Below are 13,463 nucleotides of genomic sequence, written 5' to 3'. Positions count from 1 at the left end.
GTAGAGGTCACAGGCGGCCGGGTCGGTCAGTCGTCGACGGCGGCGAAAACCGCGAGCCGCGAGCGGATCCGCCGCTCCAGGAAATCGCCGAGGACGTCCTCGAAGACGGCGTTGTCGTCACCAGCGACCATGTGGTGCGCGCCGCCGACGCTGGCGAACTCCGCGTGCGGCACCACGCGCAGGAAGCGCGCGGAGTCCTCGACGCTGATGACGTCGGACTCCCCGCCGCGCACGAGCAGCGTCGGGACCCGCAGTGACGCGGCCGCGGCGCCCAGGTGGACCGGGTCGAGGTGACGGTCGCGCTGGACGGCCTCGTTCGAGATGTCGCGGATGAAGGCGGGGTCCCAGTGCCAGTACCACCGGCCGTCCCGCTCGCGCAGGTTCTTGCGCAGCCCGTCGAGGTTCTTCGGTCGCGTGCGATGCGGCTGGTAGGCGGCGACGGCATTACCGGCCTCCTCCAGCGTGGCGAAGCCGGTCTCGGCGTGACGGGCCATGAATGCGCGCACCCGGTCGGTGCCGGCGCGCTGGGTGAACGGGGAGACGTCGACGAGGACGAGCCCGGCGGCGAGTTCGACGTCCTCGCCGGTCGAGCGAAGCGAGGGGTGTGCACCGAGCGCGGACAACGCGGCGTTGCCGCCGAGGGAGGCGCCGACCAGGACCGGCGGTCGCCCCAGGTGCTCGGCGATCGCGACGACGTCGTCGGCGAAGCGGCTCAACCCGTAGTCGCCGTTCGCCGACCATCCGCTGTCGCCGTGGCCGCGCAGGTCGACGGTGAGGGTGCACCACCCGGCGGCCGCGAGATCGCGCGCCGAACTCGACCACGAGTGTCGCGTCTGACCACCGCCGTGGAGGAACACGACCGGCGGGTCGGCGGGGTTGCCGAACCGGTCGCCGACGATGGTCACATCGCCCGAGGGGATCTCGATTCGCGTCGCGTTCATGCCCCGATTGAACCACCGCCGCGATCACGGCCAACCGCCCGTCGGGAAAATAGAACCTGTTCTAGTATTAGACCGGTCGACCCACTACATTGGGTCGGAACAGGTTCTTGTTTTCGTAGGAGAGGCGACGGTGGACTTCAGTCTCGACGCGGCGGCGGTCGCGGTGGCAGATGTGGCCGAGGACGTGTTCGCGCGGAACGCGTCGGATCCGGCCGAGATGTTCACCGGCGAGGACGGCTTCGACCGCCGGACCTGGCAGGCGCTCGTCGACGCCGGTCTGCTGGCGTTGCCGCTGCCCGAGGCCGTCGGCGGCGACGACCTCGACGCGACGGCGGTCCTGCCGCTGCTGCGGCGGATGGGCAAGGCGTCGGCCGTCACCCCGGCGCTCGGCACGCTCACCGCGACCCTGGCCCTGCGCGGCCACGACGACCAGGCCCAGCGACTCGCCCCGATCGCCTCCGGCGCGTGGCTCGCGATCGCCGCCCGCGAGACCGGCGAGTCCCTCCTCGACGAGCCCTCGGCGACGTTCTCCGGCGGCAAGCTGACCGGCACCAAGTCCGGCGTGCTGTGCGCGCACGGTGCCCACGCCTTCCTGGTGACCGCCCGTGACGGCAAGAAGGACGTGGCCCTGTGGGTCCCCGCCGACGCCGCCGGCATCGACGTCGCGCGCACCCCCGCCTCCAGCGGCTGGAGCGAATCGACCGTCACCTTCACCGACGTGGCCGCCGAGGTGCTCCCGATCTCGCCGCGCGAGCTGCTCGACTACTACCGCTTCGTGCTGAGTGCCTACGCCGATGGGCTGATCGACGGCGCCACCGCGATGACGGCCACTCACGTGAGCACGCGCAACCAGTTCGGCAAGCCGATCGCGCTGTTCCAGGCGGTCGGCCAGCAGCTGGCCGACATCTACGTGATCGGCCGCTCGCTGAGCCTGGTCACCACCGCGGCGGCCTGGCGCCTCGCGAACGGGCTCGACGCCGAGGCCGACATCGCCACCGGCGCCTACTGGGTGGCCGCCGAGATCCCCGCGACCATGCGCACGATGACCCACCTGCACGGCGGCATCGGCGTCGACGTCACCTACCCGCTGCACCGCTACTTCTCGATCGCCAAGGACCTGGCCCGCCTGGTCGGCGGATCGGGCACCCTCGACGAGCTGGCCGACGCCCAGTCGCGCGCGGCCGGCAAGCCCGCCGCCTCGGTGGAGCCGGGTGAGGGCATGTACATCGACCTCACCCCCGACCAGCGCGCGCTGCGCGACGAGCTGCGCGGCTACTTCGAGAACCTGATCAGCCCCGAGGACGAGGAAACCCTGCTCACCGAGCGCCACGGCGCCACGTTGCGCAAGGTCGTCAAGCAGATGGGCGGCGACGGCTGGCTCGGCGTCGGTTGGCCGACGGAGTTCGGCGGCAAGGGCTTCGGCGAGATCGAGCAGCAGATCTTCACCAACGAGGCCGTCCGCGCCGACGTGCCGCTGCCGTCGGTGACCTTGCAGACCGTCGGCCCGACCCTGCAGGTCCACGGCTCGACGGAGCAGAAGGCGAAGTTCCTGCCCGGGATCCTCACCGGCGACGTCCACTTCGCCATCGGCTACACCGAGCCCGACGCCGGCACCGACCTCGCCTCGCTCACCACCACCGCCGTCCGCGAGGGCGACCACTACGTGGTGAACGGGCAGAAGATCTTCACCACCGGCGGCCACGACGCCGACTATGTGTGGCTCGCGGTGCGCACCGACCCGGACGCCCCGAAGCACAAGGGCATCTCGATCCTCATCGTCGACACGTCCGACCCCGGCTACACGTGGACGCCGATCATCACCGCCGACGGGGCACACCACGTCAACGCCACCTACTACAGCGATGTGAAAGTGCCGGTCGCGATGCGCGTCGGCGAGGAGGGCGACGGCTGGAAGCTGATCACCACCCAGCTGAACCACGAGCGCGTCATGCTCGGACCGGCCGGCCGCATCGACGGTATCGCCGCCCGGGTCCGCGAGTGGGCCGCGCGGCCCGGCCACGACGGCAAGCCGATCAACGACCGGCCCGACGTCCGCCGGGCGCTGGCCCAGATCGGCGCCTACGCTCGCATCAACGAGCTGCTCAACTGGCAGGTCGCCTCGACCGGGGAGGCCATCTCGATGGCCGATGCCGCGGCGACCAAGGTGTTCGCCACCGAGCGCATCCAGACCATCATGCGGATCGCCGACGACATCATCGGCCGTTACGGCGACTTCGCCGACCCGGAGACCGCGGCCTTCGTCGACTGGCTCGACGTGCAGGCCAAGCGCAACGTCGTCATCACCTTCGGAGGCGGCGTCAACGAGGTCATGCGCGACATGATCGGCACCGCCGGACTCGGCCTCCCGCGAGCACCGCGCCAGTAGGAGCGACAAGGAACCATGGACAACGACGAGATCCTCGCCGCCGCCCAGCGGCTCAAGGAGGCCGGCGCGAGCGCGCCCAAGCCGGGCCGCGATCCGGTGAACCAGCCGATGATCAACAACTGGGTCGAGGCGATGGGGGATGACAACCCCGTCTACGTCGACGAGGAGGCTGCCCGCGCCGCCGGACACGACGGCATCGTCGCGCCGCCCGCGATGGCCCAGGTGTGGACGATGCGCGGGCTGCACGGCCAGCGCACCGACGACGACCCGTTGGGTCGGGCCACCGAACTCTTCGACGAGGCCGGCTTCACCTCCGTCGTCGCCACCAACTGCGACTCGGTCTACCACCGCTACCTGCATCCCGGCGAGCAGGTGTCGCTCTCTGCTGATCTGGTCGACGTCGTCGGCCCCAAGAAGACCGCGCTGGGCGAGGGCTGGTTCTTCACCACCCACAACACGTGGAGCGTCGGCGACGAGGTCGTCGCCGAGATGGACTTCCGGATCCTCAAGTTCAAGCCGGGCACTGCGAAGACGAGCGCGCCGGCCGACTTGGATCCCGCCAAGCTGATCCGGCCGCAGGCCTCGCGCGACACGGCCTTCTTCTGGGAGGGTGTCGCGGCGCACGAGCTGCGCCTGCAGAAGCTGCCCCCCGACGCCGGGAGCGAAGCGAGCGGGTCGAATCGAAACGGCAAGCTCCAGCACCCGCCGATCCCCGCGACGTGGACGACCCGCGACGCCGACGGCGTCTACGGCACCACCGACTACGTCGTCGCCAGCGGCAAGGGCACCGTCTACAGCTTCGTCGTCCACCACGCACCACAGGTGCCCGGCCGCAAGCTGCCGTTCGTGGTGGCGCTCGTCGAACTGGAGGAGGGCGTGCGGATGCTCGCCGAGCTCCGCGACGTCGAGCCGGGGGAGGTGACGATCGGCATGCCGGTACAGGTCGAGTTCCTCGACTTCCCCGCCGACAAGCGCAGCCCCGACGGTTGGGCCAACTACGCCTTCGTCCCCGCCGAGCGTGCCCAGAAATCCGCCGAGCGTGCCCAGAATCCCGTCGAGCGTGCCCAGAAGGCCGAGAAGCCCGCGAAGCCGGCGCCGCTCGCGGTGCTCCCAGAGCAGACCGTGGAGGCGACCCCGACCTTCGTCGTCGCCACCGCGCTGGCCACCCGCGACTTCCAGGACGTCCACCACGATCGCGACCTCGCCCAGCAGCGCGGCTCCAAGGACATCTTCGTCAACATCCTCACCGACACCGGCCTCGTCGAGCGCTTCGTCACCGATTGGGCCGGCCCGACCGCGCGGATCACCTCGATCGCGCTGAAGCTCGGCGTGCCCTGGTACGCCTATGACACCCTGACCTTTACGGGCGAATTGACCGATATCGACGGCGAGCGGGCCACCATCGCGGTGACCGGCACCAACAGCCTCGGCAAGCACGTCATCTCGACCGTGACCGCTACGCGCGAAGGAGGCTGGCGATGAGCCTGTCCGGCAGTGCGGCCATCGCCGGGATCGGCGCGACCGACTTCTCCAAGGACTCCGGCCGCAGCGAGCTGCGCCTGGCCGCCGAGGCGGTTAACGCCGCCATCGCCGACGCCGGTCTGACGCCTGCCGACGTCGACGGCCTGGTGACCTTCACGATGGACACCAACATGGAGGTCGCGGTCGCCCGCGCCACCGGGATCGGCGAGCTCAACTATTTCTCGCGGATCCACTACGGCGGCGGCGCGGCCTGTTCGACGGTGCAGCAGGCGGCGATGGCCGTCGCCACCGGTGTGTGCGACGTGGTCGTCGCCTACCGCGCGTTCAACGAGCGGTCGGGCAACCGGTTCGGCCAGGTGAGCACCGAGGTGGCCACGCAGGCCACCTCGTCGGGCACCGACAACGCCTTCTCCTACCCGCACGGCCTGTCCACGCCGGCGGCGTTCGTCGCCATGGTCGCCCAGCGCTACATGCACGAGTACGGCGCCACGAGCGAGGACTTCGGCACGATCGCCGTCGTCGACCGCAAGCACGCGGCCAACAACCCCAATGCCTTCTTCTACGGCAAGCCGATCACCCTCGAGGACCACCAGGCCTCGCGCTACATCGCCGAGCCGTTGCACCTGCTCGACTGCTGCCAGGAATCCGACGGCGGCGTCGCGCTCGTCATCGTCTCGGCCGAGCGGGCCAAAGACCTCCCGCACCCGCCGGCGGTCATCGCCGGTGCCGCGTCGGGCAGTGGCAACGACCAATACATCATGACCAGCTACTACCGCGACGAGCTGGCCGGCCTGCCGGAGATGGGGCTCGTCGGGCGACAGCTGTGGGGACAGTCCGGCCTCGGCCCCGACGACATGGACGCCGCAATCCTCTACGACCACTTCACCCCGTACACGCTCATGCAACTCGAGGAACTCGGGTTCTGTGGGCGCGGTCAGGCCAAGGACTTCATCGCCGAACCCGGCGCGCTGGAAGTCGGCGGCAAACTGCCGCTCAACACCCACGGCGGCCAACTCGGCGAGGCCTACATCCACGGGATGAACGGCATCGCCGAGGCCGTGCGCCAGGTGCGCGGCACCTCCGTCAACCAGGTCCCCGACCTCACCAAGATCGTCGTCACCGCCGGCACCGGCGTCCCGACCAGCGGCCTCGTCCTGACCGCCTGACCCACCAGCCAGCCCCCACACCTCGACAAGGGAGTCACCACCATGAAGTTCAACCTCGCCGACGTCTTCGAAACGGTCGTCGACTCGGTCCCCGAGCGCCCCGTCCTGTCCTTCGACGGCAAGGAGACCAGCTACGCGGAGATGGACAAGCAGGCCAACCGGGTCGCGCACTTCTTCGCCGACGGCGGTATCGGCCCGGACGACAAGGTCGCCCTCTTCCTGAAGAACTGTCCCGAGCACGTGCAGGCCCTGCTCGCCACCATCAAGCTGCGCGCGGTCCCGGTGAACGTCAACTACCGCTACACCGACGCCGAGCTGGAGTACATCTTCGACAACTCCGACTCGGCCGCCATCGTCGTCGAGCTGCCCGAGCACCAGGGCAGTGTTGCCCGGCTGCTGCCCAAGCTGCCGCTGGTGCGCGCCGTCTTCGTCGTCGGCGACATCACCGACGAGCTGAAGGCCGCGGTCGACGGGCTCGAGGGCCGCAAGGTCGCGCTCGCCTCCTTCGCCGACGTCGACAAGTTCTCCGACGCGCGCGACTTCGAGCCGCGCAACGGCGAGGAGCTGTACCTGCTCTACACCGGCGGCACCACCGGTTACCCGAAGGGCGTCATGTGGCAGCACGACGACTTCTTCCGCAAGCCCATCTCGGGCGGCAACCCCTACGGCGACCCGCGCAAGGACTACGAGGAAATCGCGACGGCGGTCAAGGACTTCCCGTCGATGCGCTTCCTGCTGGCCGCGCCGCTCATGCACGGCGCCGCCTCGTACTCGATGTTCACCTTCCTGTCCCTGGGCGGCTGCCTCATCCTCGAGCGCGACTTCGACGCGGAGAAGATCGTCAAGAACATCGAGCGCGACAAGACGCAGACCATCCTGATCGTCGGCGACGCCATGGGCCTGCCGCTGGTCGAGCAGATGGAGAAGCACAAGGAGGACGTCGACATGTCGTCGCTGTTCCTCATCACCTCCGGTGGCGCGATCTGGAGCCAGCACGTGCGCGACCGCATGGTCGCCGCCAAGGAGGGCCTGATGCTGCGCGACAACTTCGGCGCCTCCGAGTCCGGCAACGACGGCGAGATCAGCCTGGACGACAGCGGCAACCTGAAGGTGCCGCCGACCGACCGGATGATGGTCGTCGACGAGCGGTTCCAGAAGATCACCAAGCCCGGTGAGGTCGGCTACATCGCGCGCATCGGCAACATCCCCCTCGGCTACTACAAGGACGAGGAGAAGACCAAGCGCACCTTCCCGGTGATGGAGGACGGCACGCGCATCTCGGTGCTCGGCGACATGGGCTACGTGGAGGAGGACGGCTCGATCGTCTTCCTGGGCCGCGGCAGCCAGTGCATCAACACCGGCGGCGAGAAGGTCTACGCCGAGGAGGTCGAGGCCGTGCTGCACGGGCACCCGGCGATCGCCGACGCCCTCGTCGTTCCGGTCCCCGACCCGAAGTACGGCCAGCGCGTCGCCGCGGTGGCCAAGGTCGCCGAGGGTCAGGACGAGCCGTCGCTGGAGGACGTGCAGGAGCACTGCCGCAAGGAGCTGGCCGGCTACAAGGTGCCGCGCACCGTCGTCTTCGTCGACGAGGTCAAGCGCACCCCGGCGGGCAAGGCTGACTACAAGTGGGCCAAGTCGGCGGCCGACCCGGCTGCCGTCTAGCGCCGATCCGTCTCACCGACGGGGGTGCCCGCGCAGTGCGCCGGGTGCGCTTCCGGTGTGGCGCTTCACCAGGCGGTGCAGCGCCGTCGGATCGCCCAGCCCCACCGCGGCCGCGATCGCGGGCAACGACTCGTCCGTCGTGCGCAGCAGGTGCAGGGCGCGGTCGAGCCGCACCCGTGCGACCAGTTGCATCGGGCTCATGCCCACTGCGGCCCGGGTGCGGCGGTCCAGCGTCCGGGTACTCGTCCGGCAGGCCGCGGCGAGGGAGGCCAGCGAGTGCGGCTGCCCCAGGTTGGTCCGCACGTGGGTCTCGAGGTCGGCGACCAGGTCGTCGCGCGCGGCCAGGTGTGACGGGATCATGAACCGGGCCTGTGACGACCGCTCGTCGACGATGAGTCGGCGGCCCACCTCGTCGGCGAGGGCCGCACCGCCGTGGCGGCGCACCAGGGCCAGGGTGAGGTCGATGTGCGCGAAGGCGCTGCCGGCGGTCCACACGGGGCCGTCGACCACGACCATCTGATCGATGTCGACCCGGCAGCCCGGTGCCATCGCGGCCAGGTCGGCCCCGAGCCACCAGGTCGTCACGCATCGTCGATCGGTCAGCACGCCGGCGACGGCGAGGAGGAACACCGCCGAACACGATGCCGCGACCTCCGAACCGCCGTCGACCGCCTCGCGCAGCCACCCGGTGGCGGCGGCGGTGTCCGGGCGGGCGGTGAGTGCCGCGATCTCGTCGGCGGTCGCCGCCCCGAGTCCGGGCAGGATCACGACGCGCCGGGCCCGCGTCCCGCCGAGTGGGGTGGTGGGGGCCAACAACCCACCGCGCAGCCGGGCGGTTTCCCCGGTGCCGACGCACCGGTAGTCGAATCGTCGCCCGCCGGCGAGACGGTTGGCAGCGGACAGGATGTCGAGCGTCGCGCCGACGGCACCCGCGCTGGCTCCGTCGAGGACGAGCAGGTCGACCTCGACCGCAGGGCCCATCGCCGACGGCATACGGCGAGTATTGCAATATCCACGGCTATCTCGCCACTGGTGGCACACGCTCGCCGACGCCGACACTGATGACATGCCGCTATTGAGAGTGACCGTGACCCACGGGGCCTTCGACGTCGAACAGACGTCGCGGCTCGTCACCGCGCTGACCGACGCCGCGTGCCGGGCAGAGTCCGTGCCCGACGATCCCGAACGCCGAACGCGCGCCCTGGTCCTGCTGACGGAATTGGCGCCCGGGCGGTTCTACTCGGCCGGCTTCCCGGCCGACGAGGCCGTCGCCGGCGTCTTCGTCGACTGGCAGGTCAGCACCGGCGTGCTCGACGGTGCGCGCAAGGAACGATTCGCCCGCGATCTGCACGAGGTCGTGACCGAGCTGGCCGGGGCGTCGCGGTTGGCCGTGAGCTCCTGTGTCGTCGACGAGGTGCCCGAGGGGCAGTGGGCCCAGAACGGCGCGATCCGTCGCCTACCGGAAGTCAGCCGGATCGCCGCGTTCGAGCACCTGGCGCCGATCGCGCAGTAGCGCCCGCCCCCCTATGCGGTCTGGTCGGCCGCGGCTTGCTCGGCCGCCCGCTCGGCGTCGGTGAGCGGCACCATGCGGCGCGGGGCGAACCAGGCGAGGAAGGCGCCGCCGGCGATGAGGATCGCGCCGAGGATGATGAACGAGGTGTGCATCGGCGTGGTGAACGCCGCCTGCGCGCCGTCGAGGATCTTCTCGCTCAGCGAGTGGACCTGCGCGACCTGCTCGGCCGGTGCGTTCGGCGGCAGACTCTTGGTCAAGTGGTCGGCGACGTGCGTCGCGCCGCCGAGGGAGTTGCGGATGCCCTCGGCCGCCTCCATCGCCTTGGCGGGGTCGCCGCCGGTCGCCGGGTTGCTCAGCGCCTGCCTGGCCGTCTCGGCCGTGGACTCGATCCGGTTGGCGTAGCCGGCGGCGAGGATCGAACCGGCCAGCGCGATCCCGATCGCCGCGCCGAGCTCGCGGGCGGTGTCGTTGACCGCGGAACCGACGCCCTGGTCGTCGAGCGGGGTGTTCTGCATGATGGCCGTCGTCGACGGGGCGGTGGCCAGGCCGATGCCCACGGCGAGGATCACCAGCAGCAGCGCCATCTGCCAGTACTGCGTGTACTTGATGACGCCCATGAGCAGGATCCCCAGCCCGGCGAAGAAGACGCCGACCGCGAGCACGAAGCGCAGCGAGTGATAGCGCACCGCCAGCCAGTTGCCCAGGAGCGCGAAGACGCCGACGCCCAGGACCAGCGGGAACAGGGCGACCGCCGAGGCCAACGCCGTGTAGCCGAAGATCAGCTGCAGCTGCTGCAGGGCCAGGAAGAAGACGGCGAACGACGCGAAGAACTGCAACATCACCGAGAGGGAACCGGCGCCGAAGGCGCGGTTGGCGAACAGCTTCACGTCGAGCAACGGGTACTTGATCCGGATCTGGATGAGGCAGAACACCGCCGCCATCGCCGTGCCGCCGATCAGGGTGGAGAGCACCAGCGGGCTGGTCCAACCGTGGTGCGGGGCCTCCAGCAGGCCGAAGACGATCGCGAAGATGGCGACGACCGACGTGAGCGAACCGATCCAGTCGAACGGATCGGGGGAGGCGTCCTTCGACGTGCCGATCGTCAGGCAGACCGCCGCGGTGATCGCGGCGGAGACGGCGAAGGTGATCAGGATCGCCTGCCAGTTGTCCTTGCCGAAGTACTTGAGCAGCAGCCCGGTGACGAAGAACCCGGCGATCGCGCCGATGCCGGCGATGGCCGACCAGACGCTGATCGCGAGCGGGCGACGGTGCACCGGGACGTTGGAGGTGATGAGCGACAGCGTGGTCGGCATGATGAACGCCGCGGCCGCTCCGGCCAGCGCACGGGTGCCGATCAGCTGGACCGCGTTCTGGGCGAAAACGCCGAGCAGCGAGGCGATGCCGAAGACGACCAGTCCGCTGATCATCACGCCGCGCCGGCCCAGCCGATCGCCGATGGCGCCGGCCGGCAGGAGCAGCGCGGCGAGCATCAACGTGTAGCCGTCGATGATCCACGTCTGCTCGGAGGCGTTGGCGGCGATCTTGGGGTCGGCGCTGATCGCCTGCAGCGCGGTGTTCAGGGCGGCCATCGCGGCGACGACCATGCTGACCGCGAGACAGACGATGAAGACCAGCCAGATGGACCGCCAGTCCATCCCCTTGGCGGCGGTGACGGTGCCCGACAGGTCGCGGGCGCGGATGGCGTCGCGGACCGGGTGCTCCTCGGGGACCCCGGACTCGATGCCGATCCCGGCATCGGCGGAATCGAGGTCGCCGGTGGTGCTCTCGTGCTTCATGCTGAGCCTCTTTCGACGGCCTGATCGGCAGCGGTGTGTTCGGTAACGATTCGGGCAATTCGCGACACGGGCGCGCAGTTCCGGAACCGGGGCATGTTCTGTGTCACATTAGTCACTGGAGCAACAAGTTCCTGGTCGGAGCTCCGCAAATCCAGAGGCCGGGACGAAGGAAAGTGGGAGATCATGGCTACCACCCAGGTCACTGACTCCGATGCGGTTCGAGTGCGGATGTGGCGCGTGCTCTCCATGCTGACGGCGTTGATCGCCGTCGTCGTGGGGCTCGTCGTCATCGCTGTCTCCGCGGTCTGAACCGCCGTTACGTAGCGTTCTGCTCGATCGCGTCGCCGACGCGGGGCAGGGCGGCGATGACGTAATCCTTGGCCTTGCCGCGCAACGAGTTGTAGGCCTTGGCCAAGGCCGGCTTCGCGTCGGCGGTCTGACCGTCGGTCACCGCCAGCAGGGCCTCGGCGGCGCGGTCGCCGTTCGAGGCCAGGTACGCACCGAAGCCCGTGCCCGCCGGCTTGGCGTCCCACAGCGGGGCGAGGGCGGCGAGGAAGTCGTCCAGCATCGCGTTCGTCGCATTGGTCACGACGTTCGGCTTGGCCTTCTGCACCGCGGCGTACGCGGCCTTCACCGCGGTTCCCGACAGGCCGGACTGGTCCTTCACCTCGGCGTCGATCGCGTTCACGAGTGCGTCGACGGTGGCGGCGCGGTTCGCCCCGCCGGCCTTCTCCAGTGAGTTGCTCATCGTTCTCCTAGTCGCTGTCGCCGAGCGCGGTGCGCAGCTCGGCGAGCAATTCCAACGGACGGTCGAGCATAACGTGGTGGCCCGTGTCGGGCATCGTCACCAGGCTCGAGGTGCCCGCCGGCCGCGACTCGAAGAGTGCCTTCGCCTTGACCGGATCCATCACGCCGTGCTCGCCGCGGATGATCGTCAACCGACAACCGGGCGGGGGAGTGGGGGCCGGATCGGTCAGGCGCGTGGGGAAGCTGCGGTCGAATTTCCAGCGCCAGCCGTCGTCGTCACTGGTCACCGAGCCCCGCGCGACGTAGTCGCGCACGTAGGGCAGCGTCTCCTGGTCGGGCAGGAGGCGGTAGCGGCCCAGTGCCTCCTCGCGCGAGGCGTAGTGGCGGGATTTGCGCGGGATGGCGGTGTCCACCGGGGCGCCGTGGGTCATCATGCGCTTGATGTCGTCGGCGTCGAACAACTCGGAGTCGACGATGACGACGCGGTCGACGACGTCGGGGTACTCGACCGAGGCGAACATCGAGACGATCCCGCCCATGCTGTGGCCGATGACGACCAGGTCGTCGGCGATGCCGGCGGCCTTGGCGACCTCGACGAGCTCGGTCGCCCAGCCGCGATAGGTGTAGTGGTCCTCGCGCCAGTCGCTGTCACCGTGGCCGGACAGGTCGAAGGCCGCGACGCGGTAGCCGTCGGCGACCAGCTGGGGGGCGAGGTGATCCCACCAACCGGCGTGCGCGGCACCGCCGTGGACCAGCAGGATTCCGGGGCGCGGCTCGTCGCCGGCATCGTCCCACACCCGGTAGGCGACGTCGGCACCGTCGACGGCGACGGTCTCCAGACGCGGCTTCGTACCGACCGCGTCGGTGAACCAGACGGGGGCGGTCGTCGGCGTATCGGTCATCGCCGGCTACCGCTTGACGGCGACGACGTTGCCCAGTGCGGGGGCGTCGCGCTCGGCGACGGTCGCGGTGAGCAACAGGCGCTCGCCGGTGTCCCACACGTCGAGGTTGAGCGTCTCGCCGGGCAGCACGATCCCGGCGAAGGATGCCGAGTAGTCCGCCATCGCGGTGACGTCGCCGTCGAGCAGGTCGTCGACGATCGCCCGCGCCACGCTGCCGTAGGAGCACAGTCCGTGCAGGATGGGTCGGTCGAAGCCGGCCTTCTTGGCGAACGCGGGGTCGGAGTGCAGCGGGTTGCGGTCGCCGCACAGGCGGTACAGCAGCGCCTGGTTGGGCCGCGTCGGCACCGCGATCTTGTGGTCGGGCGCGCGATCGGGGAGCTCCACCTTCGACGAGGCGCCGCGCTCGCCGCCGAAGCCGCCCTCGCCCTTGGCGAAGATCGACGAACGGGCCGTCCACAGCGTCTGGCCGTCGGCGTCGACGGTCTCGGACTCCTGCACGATCACCGCCGCCGAGCCCTTGTCCTGCAGCTCGGCGATGCGGGTGCGGGTGGTCGCGGTGCCCGACGGCGGCAGCGGCCGGTGCGCGGTCACCTGCTGGCTGCCGTGCACGACCTTGGCCAGGTCGATGTCGATGCCGGGGAAGGACACCTTGGGGGGCTCGGTGGCGTGGAAGCCGGCGGCGACGGTCGCGAACGTCGGGAGCACCTTGGGGGCGGAGTCGTCGACGTACTTCAACCCCTCGACGTCCATCGGGTCGGCGGCCGCGCCCACCGCGAGGTGGTAGAGCGCGACGTCGGACGCGGTCCACGAGAACGTGGTCTCGGGCAGTTCGGCGCCGAGCGCCGCCTTCGGATCGATAGGCATCGGT

The 13,463-nt window shown here is 70.0% G+C and carries 11 protein-coding genes and 2 pseudogenes; 7 read left to right on the top strand and 6 right to left on the bottom strand.

The genetic code is table 11. The features are described from left to right. Window positions 1-26 precede the first annotated feature (26 nt). Window positions 27-941: an alpha/beta fold hydrolase gene (locus QM634_RS09405; protein ID WP_415042515.1), complete on the bottom strand. Its 915-nt coding sequence runs from the start codon at window positions 939-941 to the stop codon at window positions 27-29. Between QM634_RS09405 and QM634_RS09400 the strand changes: the two are divergent. The 5 genes and pseudogenes from QM634_RS09400 to QM634_RS09380 form a co-directional block, all read left to right on the top strand. Next, window positions 898-2,043, top strand: a pseudogene (locus QM634_RS09400) (acyl-CoA dehydrogenase family protein); the annotation flags it as partial. The gene QM634_RS09405 and the pseudogene QM634_RS09400 sit on opposite strands and share 44 nt — an antisense overlap. A 117-nt stretch (window positions 2,044-2,160) precedes the next feature. After that, window positions 2,161-3,327 carry an acyl-CoA dehydrogenase family protein gene (locus QM634_RS09395; RefSeq protein WP_415042565.1) on the top strand — a complete coding sequence of 389 codons (1,167 nt, stop codon included), beginning with the start codon at window positions 2,161-2,163 and terminating at the stop codon, window positions 3,325-3,327. A 15-nt stretch (window positions 3,328-3,342) separates the two neighbouring features. Next, a pseudogene (locus QM634_RS09390) lies at window positions 3,343-4,353 on the top strand (bifunctional MaoC family dehydratase N-terminal/OB-fold nucleic acid binding domain-containing protein); the annotation flags it as partial. Window positions 4,354-4,805: 452 nt separating this feature from the next. Continuing rightward, window positions 4,806-5,975 (top strand): lipid-transfer protein, encoded by a 1,170-nt coding sequence (locus tag QM634_RS09385; protein WP_415042514.1) that lies wholly within the window; start codon window positions 4,806-4,808, stop codon window positions 5,973-5,975. Window positions 5,976-6,017: 42 nt separating this feature from the next. Then, window positions 6,018-7,637 (top strand): AMP-binding protein, encoded by a 1,620-nt coding sequence (locus tag QM634_RS09380; RefSeq protein ID WP_415042513.1) that lies wholly within the window; start codon window positions 6,018-6,020, stop codon window positions 7,635-7,637. A gap of 12 nt (window positions 7,638-7,649) precedes the next feature. Here the strand turns inward: QM634_RS09380 and QM634_RS09375 are convergent, their stop codons facing one another. Then, entirely contained in the window at window positions 7,650-8,618 is a 969-nt protein-coding gene (locus QM634_RS09375) for a GlxA family transcriptional regulator (RefSeq protein ID WP_415042512.1), read from the bottom strand. 85 nt (window positions 8,619-8,703) lie between these two features. Between QM634_RS09375 and QM634_RS09370 the strand changes: the two genes are divergently transcribed. Further along, window positions 8,704-9,150: a hypothetical protein gene (locus tag QM634_RS09370; RefSeq protein WP_415042511.1), complete on the top strand. Its 447-nt coding sequence runs from the start codon at window positions 8,704-8,706 to the stop codon at window positions 9,148-9,150. An 11-nt stretch (window positions 9,151-9,161) separates the two neighbouring features. On the opposite strand, the gene QM634_RS09365 is transcribed toward QM634_RS09370, so the two are convergent. Then, window positions 9,162-10,805 (bottom strand): MFS transporter, encoded by a 1,644-nt coding sequence (locus QM634_RS09365; RefSeq protein ID WP_415042564.1) that lies wholly within the window; start codon window positions 10,803-10,805, stop codon window positions 9,162-9,164. 324 nt (window positions 10,806-11,129) lie between these two features. On the opposite strand from QM634_RS09365, the gene QM634_RS09360 reads away from it, so the two are divergent. Beyond that, window positions 11,130-11,255 carry a hypothetical protein gene (locus QM634_RS09360; RefSeq protein WP_415042510.1) on the top strand — a complete coding sequence of 42 codons (126 nt, stop codon included), beginning with the start codon at window positions 11,130-11,132 and terminating at the stop codon, window positions 11,253-11,255. 7 nt (window positions 11,256-11,262) lie between these two features. Here QM634_RS09360 and QM634_RS09355 read toward each other — a convergent pair whose 3' ends face one another. Genes QM634_RS09355 through QM634_RS09345 form a run of 3 tightly spaced genes read right to left on the bottom strand, consistent with a single transcriptional unit; the run spans window position 11,263 to window position 13,459 of the window. After that, window positions 11,263-11,694, bottom strand: a complete 432-nt coding sequence (locus QM634_RS09355) for a DUF6918 family protein (protein WP_415042509.1) — start codon at window positions 11,692-11,694, stop codon at window positions 11,263-11,265. A 7-nt stretch (window positions 11,695-11,701) separates the two neighbouring features. After that, complete coding sequence (locus QM634_RS09350; protein ID WP_415042508.1) at window positions 11,702-12,595, bottom strand: alpha/beta fold hydrolase; 894 nt, start codon at window positions 12,593-12,595, stop codon at window positions 11,702-11,704. Between the two features lie 6 nt (window positions 12,596-12,601). Further along, window positions 12,602-13,459, bottom strand: coding sequence for a MaoC/PaaZ C-terminal domain-containing protein (locus tag QM634_RS09345; protein ID WP_415042507.1), 858 nt, complete (start codon window positions 13,457-13,459; stop codon window positions 12,602-12,604). Window positions 13,460-13,463: the final 4 nt, after the last annotated feature.

The organism is Gordonia sp. (in: high G+C Gram-positive bacteria) (assembly GCF_047606305.1).
In the GTDB taxonomy this organism is placed as follows: Bacteria; Actinomycetota; Actinomycetes; order Mycobacteriales; family Mycobacteriaceae; genus Gordonia.
Note: the sequence above shows the minus strand (reverse complement) of the source record. Positions and strands in the feature narration are given on the sequence as shown.